Source organism: Streptococcus infantis (genome assembly GCF_000963255.1).
In the GTDB taxonomy this organism is placed as follows: domain Bacteria; phylum Bacillota; class Bacilli; order Lactobacillales; family Streptococcaceae; genus Streptococcus; species Streptococcus nidrosiense.
On sequence record NZ_JYOV01000024.1, the window covers coordinates 16141 to 39137 of the forward strand.

The window sequence follows — 22997 nt, forward strand, 5'->3', positions numbered from 1 at the left end:
GTCTCCTTTCTTTTTAAAGTTTAACAACTTCTACTTGGTCTTTACCAAGTAGAATCAAATATTTCTCAACTGTTTCTATCTGATAGGAACGAGATAGAGCCTCTGCATAGAGTTCTAATTGACCACGATAGCGTTCAACAAGCTGACTAGCATGCTCATAACGGTCTGTCTTGTAGTCAAAGAGAGCAATCTTATCATTGTAGAGGAGATACCCATCTAAGATTCCACGGACAACAAAGTTTTCTTGGCTTTTCTCGTCTCTTTTTAACATTGAGAAAGGCTGTTCTCGATAGAGTTTATCTTGATTTGAAAGAATCTCTTGACCTAGCGCTGTATCAAAGAAGGACAAAATTTTTCCTAGATTGATTTTGGATTTGACATCCGAACTTACTTGAACTTGCTCCAAAGCTTCTGTCAAGGTTTCCAATGTAGGTTTTTTATCGAGATTGATTCGTTGCATGAGTTCATGGGTAGCACTACCAATTTCAGCACCAGTAACTTTCTTAGTTTTAGAGAAATCAGGAAGGTTGAATTGAACAGTGCTTTCTATTAGTTGACTTTGACCAGCCACTACTACGCCTTCCATATCCATGACAGGTTCATAGAATTTTTTAATCTGACTTGGCGTTTGAACACTTGGAAGATTAATTGCTGCTCGGTGGACTTGATTATAGACTTCCACTTCTTTCAGCATTTCTAAAGCTTCCTTAATGGTATCAGATTGACGGTTATCTGCTTGAGATTGATCTTGAAGCTGGCTTTTATTTTCCAATTCTCCGATAGCTTCCTTGGTTAAGTCTTCTTCACCCTCAAAACGTACAGTGAAGTGCAAATCCTCTTTCGTAAATGCTTGGTAAATGGCCCAAATCCAGTCCTGGAAATTAGTAGCATCTAGTCTAGTTTCTTGAGTCAAAAGACCTTTTCCATTTGTCGGATATTCTTTAGCTTCTAATTTTTCACGAGATCCTTTTCCGACTAAATATAATTTTTTCTCAGCACGAGTCATGGCTACATAAAGCAAACGCATGAGTTCAGAATAACTTGCTAACTGAAGTTCTTCTTCGTTTTGCGTATAGGTCAAGCTAGGGATAGATAATTTAATCGTAGATGGAACATATTCTTCTTTGGCATTTGTAGCTACTCTAGCAACATACTTGAGCCCAAGGCCATTTTTACGACTTAGGATAACTTCAGACATGGTATCTTGCTTATTAAATTGCTGATCAATATTAAGGATAAAGACATAAGGAAACTCAAGGCCCTTACTTTTATGAATACTCATAAGTTCTACAGCATCCTTAGGTGGTGCCACAGCGACATTGGCAAGATCATGCTGGGCTTCCAAGACTTGGTCAATCATAGTTATAAAACGTGATAAGCCTTTAAAATTACTCTTTTCAAACTGGTCAGCTCGTAGTGCTAGGGCATAGAGGTTAGCCTGTCTGGCCTGACCATTTGGCAAAGCACCAACATAATCATAGTAAAAGCGGTCGCTATAAATTTTCCAGATAAGATCATAAAGTGAATGCGTTTTGGAATACAAACGCCAATCTTGGACGGTTTCCATGAAAAAGCCAAGCTTCTTTTGTAATTCAGCTTTGATTAAATCCTTTTGAAGACCAATTTTCTCCTGAGCATTGACTAGTTTCTCATAAAAGTTTTCTTGAACCTTATCCTCGGATTTCTGAAGGGTTAATCGAGCCAATTCATCTTCATCAAAGCTAAACATAGGAGACTTCATTAAAGCAACTAAAGCGAAATCTTGAAGAGGGTTATGGATGACTCGAAGAGTGTCTAACATGACTTGGACTTCTAAAGACTGTAAATAGTTGCTTTGAGCACCATCTGTCTTGACTGGAATCCCATACTCAGACAAAGCAAGTAGAACCTGGTCATTGCGACTTCTGCTTGCAGTCAAAAGAGCAATGTCCTTGCAGGGCACACCTTTATCATTGTGGAGATGCAATATCTCCTTAAGCACCATGCGCATCTCACCAGTCAGTTTGTTGGTCGAAAACTCTTCCTCTTCCTTAGAATCACCATCAACATCCTTATCATACAAGAGAACTTCTGCCTTGTTTTCTGGATCAGGGTGTAAATCAGTATTTCCGAAAACAAGTTGATGCATACCGTCATAAGAAATCTCTCCAACTTCCTCGTCCATGAGATGTTTAAAGACATCATTCGTAGCATCTAGAACTTCTGAACTGCTCCGAAAATTTTCTTTAAGTAGAATTAATTGACCTTCTTTGTCATCTTGAGCAAATCTATGAAATTTTTCGTTGAAGATTTGGGGATCTGCCTGTCTAAAACGATAAATAGACTGCTTAATATCTCCTACCATAAAACGATTATGACCGTTTGAGAGGAGTTCCAGCATTCTCTCCTGGATGTGGTTGGTATCCTGATATTCATCGACCATAACTTCGTGGAAGCGTTCCTGATATTCTTGTCGAACCTGAGAGAAGTTTTCTAAAATTTCAATGGTATAGTGGCTAATATCAGCAAATTCAAAGGCATTTTCTTCGCGCTTCCGTTGTCGATAGGCATCAACAAAATCCCTCATGAAGACTTGGAATGTCTTTGCCAAGTCCCAGGAATCTTGATGATAATCTTCTTGAAATTTCAATAAAGTGATTTGATCATTTAGTGCAATTAACTTTTCAATTTTTGCTTTTCTCTCTTGGTTGTAGGTTTCTTTCAAGTCTTGCAGTTCGGCCTTACGACTAGCATTTGTAAGAGCACGACCTCCCTTATCCTTAGAGATACTAACAACTCGGTCTAAAACTTCTTGATATTGATTAAAAGTTGATTCATGGCTTAAAGAACCGATCTCATCAAGAACTTGTTGAACAGACTCTAAGTAAGTCGCCTTACCGAATTCCTTGGCATCATTATCCAGATGATAACGGAAAAAGCTTTCTAAATCCCAAAGTCTTTCTTTTATATCCTCTGCAAGGATTTCTTTAGCAACTGTAAAATCAGCCTTTTCAAAACCTTTTAGGAAAGAATCCTGTAGCCAAGCCTGAGGATTACTGGTAGATTGCAAAAAGTCATAAATCATATAGACCTGTTTACGCAAACCACGCGCGTCTTTGCTTCTACCTGCAAAGTTCTTGACCAATCGACTAAAATTATCTTTATCCTTGCCTTGGTAGTGATGTTCAAAAACTTGTCGAAAAACCTCATTTTTTAAGAGAAGCTGCTCACTTTCATTCTGAAGAATGCGAAAATTTGGAGCGAGGTCAAGGAGATAACCATGCTTGGTCAGGAATTTTTGGGTAAAAGAGTCCATGGTCCCAATCGCAGCATTGGGTAAATCAGCTAACTGTCTGCCAAGGTGTTTTTTTAGTTCCAAATCTTGTGTCTCTAGGATTTGTTGGCTGATTTTCTTTTCCAAGCGTTCTTTTAACTCAGTTGCTGCCTTGACTGTAAAGGTTGAGATAAAGAGTTGGCGAATTTCTACACCTCGCGCTAGTTGATCAAGAATTCGTTCAGCCATGACAAAGGTTTTTCCTGAGCCAGCTGATGCTGAGACCAGAATGTTTTGACCAGAACTGTAAATAGCTTGAATTTGCTCAGCAGTTTTCTTTGGTTTCTTGTCAGAATGAGCTTCTTCTATTTGCAACTTTTCAATCTCTTCTTGGGATAAAAATTTCATCGCTCCAACTCCTCTCTTATTTTATTAAACCATGTTTCCTTGGCATTGCTCTTGGCAGCTTTCTCTAAAAATCTCGCTTGACCTAAATGATAATTGGCTTCGAAACCTGTAATAGCTTGATATTGTTGAACATAGGGTGCAATGCTTCTACCGTTTTCTGTATAAGGGTTGATCGCAAATTCACCAGATAAAATCTTCTCTGCTGCTTTCTTATAAATAAGGGCGTTATAGTCCAGCAATAACTGGAATTCCTCATCAGACAACTGATAGGTCTTGTTTTTATTATATAGTTCCCCAAGGTTCTTTATTTCTTTTTCGAGAAATAACCCTTGATATTTCATACTCTTTGTCGTTTCTGCCAAAGCCTTTGAAAGAGTTTTAACTGTTTGTAAGGACTGAACTGGTTCAGCCATCTCTAAATACATGGCACCAAAGAAGTCTGTATTCCCTTGTTTCTTAAGAGCAGCCAGATAGGTTGGTAATTGTGAATTAAGGCCGTTATAAAAGAGAGGGAAGTTAAACTGAGTTAGAGAAGATTTGTAATCGACAACACCAATAGCTTCACTGGTTTTTAAGCGATCTATACGGTCAACTTTACCACGGACATAGACATTTCTGCCGTTATCTAACTGAACAAAAGCTTGTTCCTTACCACCAAAGACTGCTTCTTCCTGAATTGTTTCAATTTCAGAATTATGACGCAGAATGTGTCCAGTAGCTCGTGCTACATCCAAAAGAACTTCCTGGGTTAATTGGGCTTCCAAACTTTCCTGATAAATGGCTTGAAACTCTCTTTCTTGACTGGTTTCAGAGATTGCTTGTTCTAAACGACGATCAAAAGATGTATCAGCAGGAAGTTTCAATACACGTTCAAAGATACGATGCAAGAAATTTCCATGACTTCGTGCATCAGGACGCAGACGCAATTCTTCTTGCAAACCTAAGACATAACGGAGATAGTAACTGTATTCATTACGGTAAAATTCTGTTAATCCAGAAGTAGATAGATAAAAATCTTGATCTTCAGGATACAAGGCTTTCAAAGTTTCAGAATCTAAAATCTTGCTCTTTGGACTTGTTGGTAAAACTGGATTTTCCAAACCTTGGTCTTCCAACTTTTTACCCATCACACGAGCCAGAACTTTTACAAAAGTTAAGTCTTGGTCGCTTGTCTCACTCTCACCTTGCTGATGATAGGCAACAAGACTAGACAAAAGGCTGTGATAAGAACCAATGTCATCTTTCGATAGATTTTTTCGGTCAATTCTCTTTTCAATCTTGCTAAAACCAAAGTCCTGCAATTCTTTCAGATAAACTGACTCTTTACTCTCGTTTTCATTGAGTAAACTTGGTGCCGATAAGACCAATTCCTTCCTAGCAGAATTGACCAAAGAAAGCATGGTATAGCGATTCTTCTTGAGGTTCTCTTGACTTGCAATCAGTAATTGTGAGCCATCTTCTGTAACTTGGTTTAAAACTTCTCTTTCTTCATCGCTCAACAAACTGGTGTTTTGAGCAATTTTTGGCAAGTGATCTTGAGTTAAGCCAAGTGCATAGATGTAATCAGAAGTCAAAGGCGCAATCAAATCATAACTTTGCACCAGAACCGTATCTACCGTTGCTGGGATTGTACGATAATTTGATAAGGACATCCCTGAATGAAGAAGTGCCAAAAAATCATCTAAAGTAACTTGAGAACCTTCAAATACGGTAGCAAATTGCTCCATTACGTGGCAAAATGTCTTCCATACCTCTTCTTGTCTTTCTTGCTCTGTCGCATCCATCGTTTCAGATAAGGATTGTAATTGCTTGGTAACAGATGCATCCTTCAAAAAGTTATTCCATTTTGTAAGGATATTTTCAGTCTTTTGCTTACGACTGGATAATAACGTTTCTAATGGATTTAGAACACGAACACGCAGCTCGTTTACTTTCTCTAAATCAAATTTCCCATGATGATTTTTTGTAAATTCTTGTTTAAAGTTAGAAAGTCCATCAATACCTAAATAGCGGATATATTGTTCAAAGCTATCGATTTCTTCTTGAGCAAGGTCGGTATATAAGCCAGTTCGTAAGAGATTAATCAAATCTTCCTGACGGAAATTGTATCGTTTGAGACGTCCCACGGATTCTACAAATTGAGTCAACGGATGATGAGCCATAGATTCACTTTTACCCAGATAGAAAGGGATCTGATATTGATTAAAAATTGTCTGCAAGGACAGTTTATAAGACTCTACGTCTCCTAGTAAGATACGAAAATTTTTATAGCTTAGTTCTGGATTTTGGTGCAATTTCTGGCGAATACTACGAGCAACTAGCTCCAGCTCTTCTTTTTGTGTCAGACAAGACCAGATTTGCAAGTCTTTTCTATCTTCGTCATTCACGTCTAAGCTAATTTCAGAATAATCATAAGCACTTTCCAGTAATTTTGAGGCCTTGGCAAAAGCATCAAGATTTTTATGTTCTTGACATGCATCTTCTGCCTTGGTCTGATATTTAAAAGCTAAATGACGTAAAAACTCAACACTGGCTTGATAGAGGTTACCTTCACTAAAGGGGCTAGTGTAGGCTTTCTTAGTCGCATAGACACCAATAATAATCTCAACACCCTTACGATGAAGCAAATCTACTAGGTGTTCCTCTTCTGCAGAAAAACGGGTAAAACCATCAATGACTAGGGCAATTTTACTAAAATCACTACTTACCTTGTTTTCTTCGATAGCATCAATTAGATAGGATAATGGACTCCCCTGTGAAACTTGACCTTGATTTAAATATGCTGTTATCTTTTCAAAAATCAAGAGTAAATCAGAGCGTTTATCAGCATCTGTCAAGCTTTCCAAGTCCAAAAAACTCATCTTTGCAGTTGAAATTTCATGATAAATCTCAATCAGTTGCTGGATGAATTGCGGATCTTGTTTAATAGCCCCGTAAACACGTAAATCTTTCGGATCAATCTCAGACAGACATTTATAGAAAGCCATACCAAGACCTATATCATCGAGACTTGACCTCTCAGGAATATCATTTAAAACCAGATAACGAGCCATTTGAGCGAAGCGCGTGACTGTAATCGCAAAAGAAGCCTGCTGATTCAAGCACTCCAGCACGGCGCGTTCCTTTTCAAAAGATAGAGAGTTAGGGGCAATGTAAAAGACTCGTTTGCCTTGGGCAACCAGTCCCTGAGCCTCCTTGGTTAGGATATTTGTCAAAGAAGTCCGAATATCGGTATAAAGTAGTTTCATCTCTGCCTCGTTGGAATTTTTCATTACCTTTTATTATATCATTTTTTTACTACTAATCCTATAAATAGAGAGTTCTTAAAACTTCTGACGAAAAGAATGAGGCTGGGACAAAAGTCCTAGCCTCTCAATTGTCTTTGGATTATTGAGCAAGACGCAGTGGTTGAGTTGGCTCTACTACGCTGATTTCATCAGCTTTTACAGCCCTACTCAACTGTGTGGAGGTGGGACGACGAATTCGAATTCTAATGAATTACCGATTTCTGTCCCACTCTCATTGATCGATAAGCACTAACTTGCTGAAAATAGATTGATCCATAAATACCAAAATGCTGTAATGTTAATCATGATATGGAGCAAAATAGGATAATAGAGAGAATGAGTTTTTCGGTAGAGGAATGCAGAAATTGCTCCACCACTTGCATAGGTGAAAAAGGCGAGTGGTGTTAAACCTGAACTGACATGCACATAGCCAAAGACACAGGCTGATAGTAAAACATCTCCATACCAAGGTGAATCTTTCAAAAATGTATTCATCAGAACTCCTCGATAAACCAATTCTTCTGTAATTGGTCCTAGCAGACAAACAATAAGTAAAAGATAAGGTAACTCTTGTCGCCCTGTCATCTCTGTCAATTCATTTAAAGCGATTTGATTGGACGTTGCAGGGGTTAAAAAGGACAATGCAATATCTAAAAGATAATTGACACCATAAGCAAGGAGCAAATAAACTGGATAACTCCATTTCCACTTCAATTCAAGAATTTTCCTACCTTCGAATACTAGTAAATAAAGAATAGCTAGAAAAGTAGCGCTAAACTCTAAAAAAGCAAGAATTTGAAAAAATTCTCTACTAGCAGGTACAAGCCTACCTGCAAAATGATTAAAAATCCACCAAAACCATGTCTTCCTATAAATAATTACTAACAAGGCTAGTAAAATCTGTACTACTCTTTTTTTCATGAGAAGTCCTCTGCTTTTTATCCATTATCAGTATATTGCAAGTTTAGTATAGCATATATTTGCCAAAAAGCTTCTTCAAATCACGAATTGTAATTGAAACGTCCTAAATTGACATAGTAATCCTTATTTCCACTAAATTATGCTATAATATAGACAAAACACGTGAAAAGGAACTACTATGATTAAACTACTTGCCCTTGATATGGATGGAACTCTACTCAACGAAGCCAAGGAAATCCCTCAGGCTCATATTGATGCCATTCATAAGGCTATTGAAAAAGGTGTTAAACTGGTTCTTTGTACTGGTCGCCCTCTCTTTGGAGTTCTTCCCTACTACAAGAAACTAGGACTAGATTTGCAAAATGAATACGTTATTGTCAACAATGGATGTTCTACCCACCAAACCAGCGACTGGAGCCTTGTTGACTGGCGGGAACTTAGCAAATCTGACATCGAATACCTGAATGACCTTGCTGAAAAGAGTGAGGTTCAGTTGACTCTCTTTGATGAGGAACACTACTTCGTTCTCGGAGGCAAACCAAATCCTATCGTTCAATATGATGCCACACTTGTCTTTTCTGACCTGACTGAAATCTCACTTGAAGAAGCTACTAGTGGTAAATATCGTATGTTCCAGGGAATGTTTTTAGGGACAAAAGAACAAACGGATGACTTTGAACAACGTTTTGCTGATGAACTTTGTCAAAAATTTAGCGGTGTTCGATCTCAACCAGTTATCTATGAAGCAATGCCACTTGGCACAACCAAGGCTTCTGCTCTTTCTCGTTTGGCTGAGATTTTGGATATCCAACCTTCTGAAATCATGGCTATGGGTGATGCCAATAACGACATTGAGATGTTAGAGTTTGCTGGTCTTGGGATCGCCATGGGAAATGCCAGCGACCATGTCAAATCTCTCGCTGATGCCGTAACTGCTAGCAATGAAGAAGATGGTGTTGCACGCGCTATTGAGAAATATATTTTGTAGAAAATAAGCCCAGTCAACTAGTATTTCTAGCCAACTGGGCTTTTATTTTTTAGAAATTTGAAAACTTTAGAAACTCTTTAGAAATGCTTGACGATTCTTTGATATCTATGCTTTATACTAGAGTTATAAAAATAAAACATCTTATACTCTTCGAAAATCAAATTCAAACCACGTCAGCTTCGCCTTGCCGTACTCAAGTACAGCCTGCGGCTCGCTTCCTAGTTTGCTCTTTGATTTTCATTGAGTATTAAAGGTTAAAGGAGAAAACTATGAAAACAGTCCTCGAAATCCATGGCTTGTCCAAACAATTTGGAAAACAACCCATTCTACAAGATCTTAATCTCTCAGTTAAAGAAGGAGATATCTATGGACTTATCGGAAAGAATGGTGCTGGTAAAACAACTCTGATTAAAATCGTTACCCAATTATTATCTGCTGACCAAGGAACTATTTCCCTCTTTTCTAGTCAAGGGTATAAGGAGTGCACAAAAGCCCTATCTCGAGTAGGTTCAGTCATTGAATCCCCAGTAGCTCACAATCATTTAACAGCCTATCAAAATCTAAGGTACTATTGTACTATTCGACATATCCCAAATGCCGATCAAGTCATTCAGGAAACATTAAAGTATGTGGGGTTAACAGATACAGGTAGAAAAGTTTTTCGAGATTTCTCTCTTGGGATGAAACAACGTCTAGGAATTGCTATTGCCCTCCTATCAAAACCAGACTTTCTCATCCTTGATGAACCTATCAATGGACTTGACCCAATCGGTATTAAAGAGTTTCGTCAAATGATTCAACGTCTGAATCAAGAACTAGGAATAACAATTCTCATCTCTAGTCATATCTTGTCAGAACTCTATCTGGTTGCCAATCGCTTTGGAATTTTAGACCAAGGGAAAATCATTCGTGAAATCAGTAAGGCCGAATTTGAGACACTGAATGAAGACTATATTGTTCTAAAAACAAGTGACAAAGAAAAAGCTAGTCAAATCTTAAAAGACAAAGTGCATCTTGAATTTAAAGTTGTTAATTCAGACAATGAGATTCATATTTTTAGTCATGAACAAGATGTCAAACGCATTCTCAAAGAACTTACTCTAGCAGATGTCGCTGTTGATGAGATTTACTATGCTCGTCAAAATCTTGAAGAATACTTCACACAATTAGTAAAATAGGAGGAACACCATGATACACACAATTCAAGCAGACTTTTACCGTCTTTTCCGTTCCAAAGGTTTTTGGATTACAGAGATTGTTCTCTTTGCACTCATGTTAATGGGAGCTACTATTGGGGCTACAGGACATCTAATGTCAGTTGATACAACACCTCCAGAAACTGAACTTCCAAGTAAAGGCTGGGATGGTATTCAAGCCCTGATTAACGCATCTAGTCAAGGTTCAAACCTAGTTTTCCTCTGCATTATCCTTGCTTGCTTAGTTCTAGGAGTTGATCTTATCGGAAAACTCTATAAAAATAGTTTGACAGTGGGTGTTTCTCGTACAGAATTCTTCCTAGCCAAGTCTGTAGTATTAGCAAGTATCGCTCTAATGCAAATTCTTATTAGTCTGGTTATTGCTTTTGTACCAGCAACTATCCTAAACGGGGTTGGCACGATGCCAGAAGGATTTATTGGCAATCTCCTTCTAACAATTGGTCTTCAATTCCTATGTCTTCTTGCTTGGCTTTCCATTGTTTCCTTCATTCTCTATGTGACTCATTCTTATTTGGCTGTTTTCATTGGCTATTTAATCAGTTCTATCTTGCTTTCAACGCCGATGCTTATCTTTCCAGATATCGAGATTTTACGCTATTTATCCTTGAATTTTGCCTATGCCATGACTGCCTATAGTCAAGCCGTTCTATACACCATTATCGTTACAGTGACTGTTATCCTATTCTTTACCATTAGTGGACTTGCTGTTTTCAAAAAGAAAAGCTTATAAAAATGACCTCCTCTGTTCAAACAGAGGAGGTTGCTTGTTTTAAAAGAGTATCTTAACTGTAAACCAAGCACCATCAGTACTTAGTTGTAGTTCTGCACCAAGTAGATGGGATAATTCTTCTGTGATATAAAGACCTAAACCTGATGATTCTTCAGTATCTGAGAGGTTTTCAGAGTAAAATCGTTGACTGAGATTTTCAATTTTACGAATGGGTTGTTTAACCAGATTAGCAATTTCCAAACAGATATGATTATCCACTTCCTTCAGAGAAAATCTCGCTTCGTCCTTGCCATGTTTTAGAACATTGCCAATAAGATTTTGTAACATACGATCTAATAAATCTGGATCTGTTAATAAATAGAGACCAGGTTCTACTTGAAAATCAAGGTTAATCTTTGCCGTCTGAAAAGAATCATAATAGGTCAGCAATTTTTGCGTCATAAATGTCGAGACTTCTAACTCAGATAAGTCAGGTTTAACTGCTCCTTCCATTAACCGACGATAGTCCAAAAGAGCCTCTAGCCGTTTTGAAACTTGATTGAGATAATGAGCAATTTTTTTCAAGCTCTCAGACTCTGGATTTTCTGTTTTAAGCAATTGCTGAGTATAACCCGATGCAATCGTTAAAGGCGTCCGAATATCATGGGCAATATTGCTGATAGCCATATCCAAGGTCTGCTTTTCACGCTTCATAATCAAGCGTGACTGCTCAACTTCTTGAAAGAGATGATTGATTTGCTGGTAAAGATGCAAAAAATCCTTGGAGAAAGTTGACACTCCGATTCTCTTCATACTTCCAGTATGAATCTTGTCTTCAATTTGTTGGCTCAAGTTTACGAGTGCTAGATGATAGCGAATCAACCCTATCGTCAATAGGATAATAACCAGCAATAGCAAAGAAAGTAAAATATAGATCATTGCTCATCTCCTTTTAACCGAACACCAACTCCCCAGATAGTTTCAATATACTCTTGCTCTGGATCTAGTTGGCTTAATTTTTTACGGAGATTACTTAAATGAGTGTTGAGAGTATTATCGCCTGGTAAATAAGTATCCTCCCAGACTAATTCATAGAGTTCTTCTTTCGTGAAAATTTTCTTAGGATGTCCCAACAAGGTTTGTAGAATCAAACATTCTTTCTTAGCTAGGCGAATAGTTTCCCGGCAATTTTTGATTTCAAAACTATCTGCATCAAATTGAATATTTTTTAACTGTTGAATCAACTTGTCTGGATGTTCGATTTCAGCTACTTGCTTGTCACTTTTTTGACGTAATTGTACCGTAACCCTGGCAAAAATTTCATCCAAATCAAAGGGCTTTACAATATAATCATTAGCACCATCTAAGAGATATTGGCTAATGAGCTTTTTATCGCTTAGGGCAGTTAGCATGATGACAGGAACTGAACTATCTTGTCTAATGGCTTTTAAAACCTGATCGCCATTTTTTCCTGGAAGCATAATATCTAACAAGATTAGATCAATGTCACCTTGTTCAAATCGAATCATTCCTTCAGTGCCAGAAAAAGCCTGAATCACCTCATGCTCCTCAGAAAGAAGAGTTCTCAAAATTTCTTGAATCTCATTATTATCTTCAACGATAAGTATTCTAGCCATAAACACCAACCTTTCTAATAGTATTATATCATGTTTTTTTAGGAATTTCGGATAAAGAAAAACTCTCCTTCATAGTTAAATGCGAAGAAGAGTTCACTCTATGTATTAAATTAAAGCTGTCAAAGCGGTGATAAGTCCAAAAACGATACCAGGAGCATTGGCTGCTGCCAAAGGAATATCACGTTCTTTTTTAAAGAGACCGTAGTAAACCCAAAGACTGCAGTTAAGTGCAGCTACTGCTGGTTGGATAAAGTTTCCTTTTTGACCCGCAAGGTTGTTCATAATTTGAGGAATATAAGAGACATACATCATTACAGACATAAAGGTTGCAATCCAACCCAAAGTTTTCATTTGTTTTTCAGTCATTTTCTTCTCCTTTCAAAAACAGTTTCCATTATACACTATTTGTTTTAATCGTGTAAGCAAAAAACTTTTTGTTATGAAAATTCCCCTTGCTATTGCAAGAGGGAATCTTATTCATTTAGATAACTTACTTCTTCTCAATCGGTGCTACACTGGCTAAAAGTTTTTTAAGGCCGACTTCTGAGAAATTGATTTTCAATTCCTGAGTAGATCCACTTCCTGAAACTTCTAGAACAGTTCCTTCGCCCCACTTCTTATGAAGGGCAATATCACCAATAGACCAGCTGGTTTCACTTGAAGTTGATTTTGATCCAGTAGCAAATTGTCCAAAAGGTAGTCCTTTTGATTCAATTGATCTTGGAGCTGCGTTGCGTTTACGATCTTGTAGAGCTTGAGCTAGGCTCATGCCTTGACCAAAGGAGACACCTCCACTACTATAGGATGCTTTGAAGCTACTATTAGCAGGACGCGCCAAACCTTGATAAGTTAACAAATCTGAACTAATCTCATTGATAAAGCGTGTTGGGCGATTATAGTTCGTTCGACCAAATAGCAAGCGTGAGTTAGCATTGGTTAGATAAAGGATTTTCTCTGCGCGCGTGATACCGACATAGGCTAGACGGCGTTCCTCTTCCAATTCATCCATGTCTTCTGCTGCACGACTAAGTGGAAAGACATTTTCTTCCATCCCAATCAAGAATACAACTGGAAACTCCAGTCCCTTGGCAGCATGGAGCGTCATCAAGGTTACTTCTGATGTTTCCTGACTGCCAGAGTCTGTATCTGCAATCAAGGCCAAGTCATTGAGGAAGCGACTGAGTTTATCCAGTCCAGTTTCTTCTTCCTGATTATCTGGATTATCATCGAAATTCTTAGTAACAGAAAGGAACTCCTCGATATTTTCAACCCGAGCCTTGCTTTCCAAAGTCGCCTGGGCATTGAGAATATCTACGTAGCCTGTCTTTTCCAAGACTGCTTCCACTAACTCAGTAATGGTTAATTGATCCAGTTGCTCCCGCAAATCAAGAATCATATTGGCAAAATCCCAGATTGACTGGGCTGCCTTACCTTTAATACCTGATAACATGATGTTAGCTGAAGCATCAAGCATCGACATATTTTGTAGGTTGGCAAAGTCACGGATTTTCTCAACTGTTCCTAGTCCAATGCCACGCTTTGGTTCATTAATAATCCGCTCAAAACTGATATTATCACTCAAATTGGCAATGAGATTAAGATATGCGATAATATCACGGATTTCCTTACGGCTATAGAACTTAGTTCCACCGACCATGGTATAAGGAATATTGGACTTGAGCAGAGCTTCTTCAATGGTACGAGACTGGGCATTGGTACGGTAAAGAACTGCAAAGTCCTTGTGGAGGAAATTTTGGCTTCGCCCAAGTTCATCAATTGTCTTGGCGACAAAGACAGCCTCGTCCAATTCATCATTAGCACGGTAGTAGACAATTTGTTCCCCATCCGCATTTTGAGTCCAGAGATTCTTAGGACGACGATTTTTATTGTTTTTGATGACATCATTAGCTGCTTGGAGGATAGTTTTGGTTGAGCGGTAATTTTCCTCCAATAAAACAACCTTGGCTTGAGGATAATCCTTCTCAAAATCCAAGATATTCTGCATATCAGCACCACGCCAACCGTAGATAGACTGGTCAGCATCCCCTACTACGCAGATATTTTGGAAACGAGAAGCCAAGAGTTTAACGAGTTGATACTGAGCATGGTTGGTATCTTGATACTCATCAACATGAATGTACTGGAACTTCTGTTGGTAATAAGTCAAAACATCGGGATTTTGATCAAAGAGACGAAGAGTCAACATAATCAAGTCATCAAAGTCCACCGACTCTGACTGACGAAGTTCTTTCTGATAGGCCGTATAACACTTTGCTACAATTTGAGAGTACATATCTCCTGCCTGGGCAGCATAAGCAACATCGTCAATCAGATCATTCTTAGCATTGGAAATGGTTCCCAAAATAGTGCGTTCATTCCATTTTTTAGGATCCAAGTTCAACTGTTTGAGAATGCGTTTCATGAGCGTTCGCTGCTCTCCAGGATCCACAATCGTGAAATTGCGATTATAGCCAATGTGGTCCGCATCGCGACGTAGGATGCGCACGCACATAGAGTGGAAGGTCGCAATCAAACAATCCTGAGTAGCTGGATTAAGTCCATAAGCACGCTCCTTCATTTCACGCGCCGCTTTATTGGTAAAGGTAATGGCCAAGATATTCCATGGGTTGACCATCTTTTCATCAATTAAGTAAGCAATACGGTGGGTTAAAACACGAGTCTTACCAGATCCCGCCCCCGCCATGATCAGCAAAGGTCCTTCTGTGGTTTGAACGGCCTCGGCTTGACGGTCATTCATTCCCTTTAATAAATCGTTCATTTTCTCTTCCTTATTCTTCAAGTCAATGTTTCTATTATATCAAAAAAGTTTGAAAATAACTTTTCTTAGGAGCCTTTTGATTACTTTAGAAGATTAGACAAGAAAAGAACACTGGATGAGTGTTCTTAGTAATTTTTCTATTAATCCTCTATAGACTCTAAAAGCGTCGTTAGGGCTTGGGCAGAACGACGTCCTGCTTCTACGATAAATTCATCAAAGGAAACGGATGCTTCATGATTGGCATTGTCACTCATGGCACGAATGACTAAGAAAGGAAGGTTCAAAGCCTGAGCTGCTTGAGCAATAGCTGCCCCTTCCATCTCTACAGCAAGAACTTTAGGAAAGTGCTCTTTTATCGCTTTGATTTTATCTTCTCCAGCAACAAAACTGTCTCCTGTCGCAATCAAACCTAAATGCCAAGTTTGGTCCAGTTTAGACAAACTCTCTTGAATCAAGCTGATAAACTTTTTGTCTGATTCAAAATAGAGAGGCAGTTGAGCCATTTGACCGTAATCATAGCCAAAGGCAGTCACATCAACATCGTGGTAGACAAGCTTGTCTGCAATCACTACATCCCCTACTGCGATTCCACTTGCCACTGCACCAGCAGAACCAGTATTAATCACTGCATCGACTTGAAAGTGATCCGCTAAGATAGCGACACTCATAGCAGACATGACTTTACCAATACCACTCTCTACAAGTACAAGCTCAACAGAACCAATCTTACCAGTATGATAGCTATGTCCCAGAACCTTTTCTTCACTGGCTTCGTCCAAGTGTTGAATCAAGTAAACTAGCTCTTCTGGCATAGCTGCAATAATTCCAATTTTCATGATAGACTCCTTAAATAAATCTCATTGCTAAAATTAACAAAATCAAGAGAAAAATAACTGCAAAAAGAATCTTGTTTAATTTAGAATTAAAGACATTTCTCTTAGTATTTTCAATCCGACGACTTTTGTGAATAGAAGGTTCAACTTCGATGGTCAGTGTATCCTGGCTAAAACCATGATCTTTGGTTCGCGAATAGCCAAAATTTTGAGAAGAAGTCGGTAAAATCTTAGTTTCCTCATCATCTAGCAAGGGAGGACCTGAGATGTCCTCTCCTCGATTGGCACGTTCGATCATTTCATCTGTTAATAAAGGTTTACCCATGGGTTCCTCCACTATTTTTTTGTAATTCCCAGTACTGAATAGCCATGATAGTCTTGGCATCACAAATATCACCTGACTGGATCAGTGCTTTAGCTTGGTCAAGACTGACCTCAAGTAACTCCAAAGTCTCATCTTCATCCTGAGGACGAGGATTTTCAACTTTTGTCAAATCACTTGCCAAGTAAAGTTTTAAGCGCTCGTTACAAAATCCAATCGCAGAGTAAAAATCATAGAGAAGCCTTAATTTACCAGTATAGGCCGCTTCTTCTTCTAATTCACGAAGTGCTGCAGCTTCTGGATCTGCATTCTCCCCTACTTCAAGCTTACCAGCAGGAATTTCATAAGAGACTTTTTCAATCGCCTTGCGATATTGTTTAACAAGAACAATCTTATTTTCTGGAGTGACTGCAAGGACACAAACTGCTCCATTGTGGAAAATTAAATCACGTTGCGCTATACCTTTGCCAGAAGGTAGTTCAACCTGGTCTTGAACCAATTGGAAGATCGGTCCTTTATAGATTTCTTTACGACTTATAGTCTTTTCTTCGAATTCCATCGTTAGCTCCTATTTATTGTTAGGATGATGAGGGAGGCGAGTTGCATATTCATCCTTATTGACTTGACGACCTCGTCCAATAGCAATGGCATCAGCTGGGACATCCTTAGTAATGGTTGAACCTGCTCCAACAAGAGAGTTATCTCCAAGTTCTACTGGAGCAATGATAGTTGAATTAGATCCAACGAAAACATTGTTACCAATGGTTGTTTTAAACTTGTGTTGACCATCGTAATTTACAGTGATGGTTCCTGCACCGAAGTTGACATCACTACCAACTTCACAGTTACCAATATAAGTCAAATGACCAGCTTTTGTATTCTCACCAATGCTAGATCCTTTGACTTCAACAAAGTTTCCAATGTGCACATCTTTTGCAAGGCTTGATCCCGGACGTATATGAGCATAAGGACCAACTGTAACGCCATCAGCAACTGAGCTTTCCTCAATCATCGAGTTTGTAATCACTGCCCCTGAACCGATACTACTATCAACGATATAAGTTCCGTTGGTCAAAACAGTTCCTGCACCAATCTTACTAGAACCTTTGAGGGTTACATTTGCTTCGATTTGAACTTCTGGAGCGATTTCAACATCAATGTCAATGTAAGTAGCTTCAGGATTCACAAAACTAACCCCATTGACCATATGCGCTTGGTTAATACGGCGACGCATAATGCCTTCAGCTGTCGCAAGGGCAACACGGTCATTAACTCCGAGACTTTCATCAAAGTCTTTTAGAGTATAAGCACCAACTTTTTCCCCTGCTTCACGGAAAATGCCGATGACATCAGTGATGTAGTATTCGCCTTGAGCATTATTGGTATTGATATTCTTAAGTGCTTCAAAGAGACGAGCATTATCAAAGACATAGGTCCCTGTATTGATCTCCTTGATTTGTTTTTCAAAATCAGTCGCATCTTTCTGCTCCACGATACGAAGCACTTCAGCATTCTCGTTACGAACAATACGACCATAACCAAACGGATCTTCAGCTTCTGCAGTAAGAATTGTAGCTACGTTCTTGTGATTAACGTGGAAATCAATCAAGTTCTTTAGACTTTCACCGGTAATTAGTGGTGTATCACCAGCAATAACCAATGTTTGTCCGGAAAGTCCTTCAAGAATTGGCTCAGCCATCATAACCGCATGACCAGTTCCTAATTGCTCAGACTGTCTTACAAAATCAGTTTGACCAGCTAAAACTTGTTCAACTAGCTCTGCCTTATGACCAACAACCGTTACTGTTTTTTCAGGCTTGATTGCCCCTACACTACGAAAAACATGCTCCAGCATAGAAATTCCTGCAACCTTGTGCATGACTTTTGGTAGATCTGATTTCATACGAGTACCTTTACCCGCTGCTAAAATAACTGCATAATTTGACATATTTTTCTCTTTTCTATAGAAATTCCCTTATATTATATCATAAATTTGTTCATTCAAACACAAAAGAGGACAAATGCTTTAAAACATCGCATTCTCTACATGATTTCGAGTATTTTTTTTTTGATTTTTTTCACCATTTACGATACACTATAAAAGTATGAGAAAGAAAATAAATCCTGTTTTTATTTTTACTGTATTAGCGACTATCGTGGGTATTTTAATCATTAACAGACCCAAGTTTGAAGACCATCCAGTCAAAACAAAGCAAAATCCAGTTCAAGTAGAAACTCAAGCTTTACATAATATCAACAAGCCGATTATTGATGTTTCTGGCTGGCAAAGACCATCTGAGATTAATTATGACACCTTAACTCAAAATATTTCAGGTGCGATTGTTCGGGTTCATAGTGGAGCTCAAGTTTCTGAAGAAAATGACGCTGCCTATAAAAATGGAGTCGATAAGGTCTACAAGGAGCATATCACAGAGTTTCAAAAACGAAATATTCCAGTTGCTGTTTACGCCTATGTAGCTGGAAAAAATGTCGAAGAAATGGAAAAAGCTGCTGAAGCCTTCTATAACGCCGCTTCTCCTTACAATCCTAGCTACTATTGGCTTGATGTTGAAGAAAAGACTATGTCTGACATGAATCAGGGCGTTGAGGCCTTTCGTGCCAAATTAGCTTCATTGGGAGCAAAAAATATTGGTATCTATGTTGGTGTTTACTTTATGGAGGAACATAGTATCAGCGTTGATAATTACTCGGCTATCTGGATACCTTCCTATGGAACCAACTCAGGTCACTATGAGAGTGCTCCAAAAACAGATCTTAGCTACGACCTTCACCAATACACTTCCCATGGAAATCTTGGTGGATTTGAACATCACCTCGATTTGAACCTTATTTCTTCATCAAAGAACAAGGAAGAAACCTTTAGAAAATTGTTTTTAAATCCTTAATCACTATCACAATAAGCAAGTCAGACATTGCTTTCTGCTTGCTTTTCTTTATTTTTCAGTATTAAATCACTGTTTTATCTATATAGAATATAAATCTCGGAGGCCCTCTATGTTATCATGGCTATCAAAAATTATTAAGGGAATTGTAATCGCCCTAGGTTTCATTCTACCAGGGATTTCTGGTGGCGTTCTTGCCGCTATCTTGGGAATTTATGAGAGAATGATTCGTTTTCTTGCTCATCCTTTTAAAAATTTAAAAGAAGATGTGCTCTTTTTCCTTCCTGTCGGTATTGGGATGTTATTGGGCATCGGACTTTTCTCTTATCCAATTGAGTATCTTTTAGAAAATTATCAAGTTTATGTATTGTGGAGTTTTGCTGGAGCTATCATTGGTACCATCCCAAGTCTTGTCAAAGAATCAACTCGTGATTCTGATAGAGATAAGGTTGACCACATATGGTTTTGGGCAACCTTCATCATCTCAGGTCTTGCCCTCTACGCCTTGAATTTTGTAGTTGGTTCTCTATCTGCAAGCTTCCTTAACTTTACACTGGCTGGTTGTTTGTTGGCGCTTGGAATTTTGGTTCCAGGGCTTAGTCCTTCCAATCTTCTCTTGATTCTTGGTCTTTATGGCCCTATGTTAACAGGGTTCAAGACTTTTGATTTGTTAGGAACCTTCTTACCAATTGGGATTGGGCTTCTTATCACTCTGATTATCTTTTCAAAATTCATGGACTACGCTCTTCGCCTATATCACTCACGTGTGTATCATTTTATCATTGGAATTGTACTATCAAGTACACTTTTGATCCTTATTCCAAACGCTGGCAATGCTGAAAGTATCAGTTACAGTGGTTTGTCTCTAGTTTCATATGTACTGATTGCTTTCTTCTTTGCACTAGGGATTTGGTTGGGAATCTGGATGAGTCAATTGGAGGATAAGTATAAATAATGGCAAAAAAAGTAAAAGTCAAGAAAACCTTGGTCCAACAAATTTTAACCAAGGCAGGAATAAACCATACAGGTATTCAAATTAATGCCCTGGAAGGTGAGATGCCTCAAGGTTATGAAAAGAGTCAGATTTTTAAGACTCTAGCACTGCTGGGAGATAAGACTGGACCCATTATCGGTATCCTTCCTATCACTGAACATCTTTCTGAAAAGAAACTAGCTAAGATTTCTGGTAATAAGAAAGTCAGCATGATTCCACAAAAAGACCTAGAAAAAACAACAGGCTATATCCACGGTGCCAATAATCCAGTTGGGATTCGTCAAAAACATAACTTTCCTATCTTTATCGATCAAACTGCTATTAAACTGGAGGAAATGATTGTTTCCGCAGGGGAAGTAGGTCATAGTATCATTATCAACCCTCAAGATCTAGCAACCTTTGTTAAAGCTGAATTTGCAGATATCTTGGAGGCAAGTAACACATGAAATTCTATTTTATTCGTCACGGTAAAACACTTTGGAATCTTGAGGGACGTTTTCAAGGAGCAAGTGGTGACTCTCCACTCCTTGAGGAATCCATTGAGACCTTAAAAAAATTGGGGCAGTATCTCCAAGAAACTCCATTTGATGTGATTTATTCTAGTGATCTTCCTCGGGCTAAAACTTCTGCTCAAATTATCCAAAGTCAACTGAAAGTCAGTTGTCCTTTAGTAGAAATAGCCTCTCTAAGAGAGTGGCAACTCGGGAAACTTGAAGGAGCAAAATTTGCAACCTTAGAAGCCATCTATCCCGAGCAATTAAAAGCTTTTCGTACCAATCTAGCAAAATTCGATTCGACTATGTTTGGTGCAGAGTCTGTCTATCAAACAACTCATCGAACCATTCAATTCATCAAATCATTAGAGTCCAAACCTTTTGAACATGTCATGATTGTCGGTCACGGAGCCAATCTCACAGCCAGTATTCGAACTCTTCTAGGTTATGATACTCCACTACTTAGAAAAGATGGTGGTTTAGCAAATGCCAGTGTTACAATTATAGAAACAGAAGACTTTAAAAACTTCAACCTTTTAGAATGGAACGACACTTCTTATCAAAATTCGAATTGAACTTAACAATCACTGTTAAGTTCTTTTTAGATTTTGTAGAATATCCGTGAATTTATTTGACTTTTATGATAAAATGGGAGTATCGCAAAAAAGACTCATCATATCAAGAATTGAGTAAAAACTAGGAGGATCCCATGTCAACAGAACATATGGAAGAACTAAATGACCAGCAGATCGTTCGCCGTGAAAAAATGGCTGCGCTCCGTGAACAAGGAATCGATCCTTTCGGAAAACGTTTTGAACGTACTGCAAATTCCCAAGAATTAAAAGATAAATATGCTGACCTCGATAAAGAACAATTACACGATAAAAACGAAACAGCTACTATCGCAGGACGCTTGGTAACTAAACGTGGTAAAGGTAAAGTTGGATTTGCCCACCTTCAAGACCGCGAAGGCCAGATTCAAATCTACGTACGTAAAGATGCTGTCGGTGAAGAAAACTACGAAATCTTCAAAAAAGCAGACCTTGGTGACTTCCTTGGTGTCGAAGGTGAAGTGATGCGTACAGATATGGGAGAACTCTCTATCAAGGCTACTCACATTACACACTTGTCTAAGGCCCTTCGTCCTCTTCCTGAGAAATTCCACGGTTTGACAGACGTTGAAACAATTTACCGTAAACGTTACCTGGACTTGATTTCTAACCGTGAAAGTTTTGAACGCTTTGTCACTCGTTCAAAAATCATCTCTGAAATCCGTCGTTACCTTGACCAAAAAGGTTTCCTTGAAGTGGAAACACCTGTTCTTCATAACGAAGCTGGTGGAGCTGCTGCTCGTCCATTTATCACTCACCACAATGCCCAAAACATTGATATGGTCCTTCGTATCGCGACTGAGCTTCACTTGAAACGTCTTATCGTTGGTGGTATGGAACGTGTCTATGAAATTGGCCGTATCTTCCGTAACGAAGGAATGGATGCTACTCATAACCCTGAGTTCACTTCTATCGAAGTTTACCAAGCTTATGCTGACTTCCAAGATATCATGGACTTGACGGAAGGTATTATCCAACACGCTGCAAAATCAGTTAAGGGTGATGGTCCAGTTAACTATCAAGGAACTGAAATCAAGATTAACGAACCATTTAAACGTGTTCACATGGTGGATGCTATCAAAGAAATTACTGGTGTAGACTTCTGGCAAGACATGACTTTGGAAGAAGCTAAAGCTATCGCTGCTGAGAAGAAAGTTCCTGTTGAAAAACACTACACTGAAGTTGGCCACATTATCAATGCCTTCTTTGAAGAATTTGTTGAAGAAACCTTGATCCAACCTACCTTTGTCTATGGACATCCAGTCGCTGTATCTCCACTCGCTAAGAAAAATCCTGAAGACGAACGCTTTACAGACCGTTTCGAGCTCTTCATCATGACTAAGGAGTACGGTAATGCCTTTACTGAGTTGAACGACCCAATCGACCAACTTAGCCGTTTTGAAGCCCAAGCTAAAGCTAAAGAACTTGGTGACGATGAAGCAACCGGCATCGACTATGACTACATCGAAGCTCTTGAATATGGTATGCCTCCAACAGGTGGTTTGGGAATCGGTATCGACCGTCTCTGCATGCTCCTCACTGATACAACAACTATCCGTGATGTATTGCTCTTCCCAACTATGAAATAAAATACAAATCTCCTAGTCACATTCTAGGAGATTTTTTAATAATAACAAAAAG

The 22997-nt window shown here is 38.7% G+C and carries 19 protein-coding genes; 8 read left to right on the forward strand and 11 right to left on the reverse strand.

The features are described 5' to 3' along the window. Positions 1–13: 13 nt before the first annotated feature. The 3 genes from addA to TZ96_RS09580 all read right to left on the reverse strand — a co-directional run bounded on the left by addA (position 14) and on the right by TZ96_RS09580 (position 7869). Positions 14–3661 (reverse strand): helicase-exonuclease AddAB subunit AddA, encoded by a 3648-nt coding sequence (gene addA, locus TZ96_RS09570; protein ID WP_045763883.1) that lies wholly within the window; start codon positions 3659–3661, stop codon positions 14–16. After that, a complete protein-coding gene (gene rexB, locus TZ96_RS09575; protein WP_045763884.1) occupies positions 3658–6909 on the reverse strand; it encodes an ATP-dependent nuclease subunit B in 3252 nt (1083 codons plus the stop codon). The genes addA and rexB overlap by 4 nt, the downstream gene beginning before the upstream one ends. Before the next feature lie 288 nt (positions 6910–7197). Continuing rightward, entirely contained in the window at positions 7198–7869 is a 672-nt protein-coding gene (locus TZ96_RS09580; RefSeq protein ID WP_045763885.1) for a CPBP family intramembrane glutamic endopeptidase, read from the reverse strand. 178 nt (positions 7870–8047) lie between these two features. On the opposite strand from TZ96_RS09580, the gene TZ96_RS09585 reads away from it, so the two are divergent. The 3 genes from TZ96_RS09585 (at position 8048) to TZ96_RS09595 (ending at position 10804) form a co-directional block, all read left to right on the forward strand. After that, positions 8048–8857, forward strand: a complete 810-nt coding sequence (locus TZ96_RS09585; protein WP_045763886.1) for a Cof-type HAD-IIB family hydrolase — start codon at positions 8048–8050, stop codon at positions 8855–8857. A gap of 269 nt (positions 8858–9126) precedes the next feature. Continuing rightward, entirely contained in the window at positions 9127–10035 is a 909-nt protein-coding gene (locus tag TZ96_RS09590) for an ATP-binding cassette domain-containing protein (protein WP_045763887.1), read from the forward strand. A 10-nt stretch (positions 10036–10045) separates the two neighbouring features. Beyond that, on the forward strand, positions 10046–10804 hold the full coding sequence (locus TZ96_RS09595) for an ABC transporter permease (RefSeq protein WP_045763888.1): 759 nt from the start codon (positions 10046–10048) through the stop codon (positions 10802–10804). A 39-nt stretch (positions 10805–10843) separates the two neighbouring features. Here the strand turns inward: TZ96_RS09595 and TZ96_RS09600 are convergent, their stop codons facing one another. The 8 genes from TZ96_RS09600 to glmU all read right to left on the reverse strand — a co-directional run bounded on the left by TZ96_RS09600 (position 10844) and on the right by glmU (position 18302). Further along, positions 10844–11722 (reverse strand): sensor histidine kinase, encoded by an 879-nt coding sequence (locus TZ96_RS09600; RefSeq protein WP_045763889.1) that lies wholly within the window; start codon positions 11720–11722, stop codon positions 10844–10846. Beyond that, a complete protein-coding gene (locus TZ96_RS09605) occupies positions 11719–12420 on the reverse strand; it encodes a response regulator transcription factor (protein ID WP_045763890.1) in 702 nt (233 codons plus the stop codon). Before TZ96_RS09605 ends, TZ96_RS09600 begins: the two co-directional genes overlap by 4 nt. A 105-nt stretch (positions 12421–12525) precedes the next feature. Next, positions 12526–12786, reverse strand: coding sequence for a SemiSWEET family transporter (locus TZ96_RS09610; protein WP_045763891.1), 261 nt, complete (start codon positions 12784–12786; stop codon positions 12526–12528). Between the two features lie 124 nt (positions 12787–12910). Beyond that, positions 12911–15199: a DNA helicase PcrA gene (gene pcrA / locus TZ96_RS09615; RefSeq protein WP_045763892.1), complete on the reverse strand. Its 2289-nt coding sequence runs from the start codon at positions 15197–15199 to the stop codon at positions 12911–12913. 140 nt (positions 15200–15339) lie between these two features. Continuing rightward, a complete protein-coding gene (locus tag TZ96_RS09620) occupies positions 15340–16035 on the reverse strand; it encodes a 5'-methylthioadenosine/adenosylhomocysteine nucleosidase (protein ID WP_045763893.1) in 696 nt (231 codons plus the stop codon). Positions 16036–16045: 10 nt separating this feature from the next. Beyond that, entirely contained in the window at positions 16046–16357 is a 312-nt protein-coding gene (gene macP / locus TZ96_RS09625; protein ID WP_000517859.1) for a cell wall synthase accessory phosphoprotein MacP, read from the reverse strand. Next, complete coding sequence (locus TZ96_RS09630) at positions 16350–16913, reverse strand: NUDIX hydrolase (RefSeq protein WP_045763894.1); 564 nt, start codon at positions 16911–16913, stop codon at positions 16350–16352. The genes macP and TZ96_RS09630 overlap by 8 nt, the downstream gene beginning before the upstream one ends. 9 nt (positions 16914–16922) lie before the next feature. Then, a complete protein-coding gene (gene glmU, locus TZ96_RS09635; protein ID WP_045763895.1) occupies positions 16923–18302 on the reverse strand; it encodes a bifunctional UDP-N-acetylglucosamine diphosphorylase/glucosamine-1-phosphate N-acetyltransferase GlmU in 1380 nt (459 codons plus the stop codon). Positions 18303–18459: 157 nt separating this feature from the next. On the opposite strand from glmU, the gene TZ96_RS09640 reads away from it, so the two are divergent. The 5 genes from TZ96_RS09640 (at position 18460) to lysS (ending at position 22945) form a co-directional block, all read left to right on the forward strand. Next, on the forward strand, positions 18460–19260 hold the full coding sequence (locus TZ96_RS09640) for a glycoside hydrolase family 25 protein (protein ID WP_045763896.1): 801 nt from the start codon (positions 18460–18462) through the stop codon (positions 19258–19260). Positions 19261–19369: 109 nt separating this feature from the next. Then, positions 19370–20212, forward strand: coding sequence for a DUF368 domain-containing protein (locus TZ96_RS09645; RefSeq protein WP_045763897.1), 843 nt, complete (start codon positions 19370–19372; stop codon positions 20210–20212). Further along, the gene (locus TZ96_RS09650) at positions 20212–20697 is read left to right on the forward strand and encodes an aminoacyl-tRNA deacylase (RefSeq protein ID WP_045763898.1); all 486 of its coding nucleotides are present in this window, start codon (positions 20212–20214) and stop codon (positions 20695–20697) included. The genes TZ96_RS09645 and TZ96_RS09650 overlap by 1 nt, the downstream gene beginning before the upstream one ends. Further along, positions 20694–21320, forward strand: coding sequence for a histidine phosphatase family protein (locus TZ96_RS09655; protein WP_045763899.1), 627 nt, complete (start codon positions 20694–20696; stop codon positions 21318–21320). The genes TZ96_RS09650 and TZ96_RS09655 overlap by 4 nt, the downstream gene beginning before the upstream one ends. Before the next feature lie 134 nt (positions 21321–21454). Continuing rightward, positions 21455–22945, forward strand: a complete 1491-nt coding sequence (gene lysS, locus TZ96_RS09660) for a lysine--tRNA ligase (RefSeq protein ID WP_000102451.1) — start codon at positions 21455–21457, stop codon at positions 22943–22945. Positions 22946–22997: the final 52 nt, after the last annotated feature.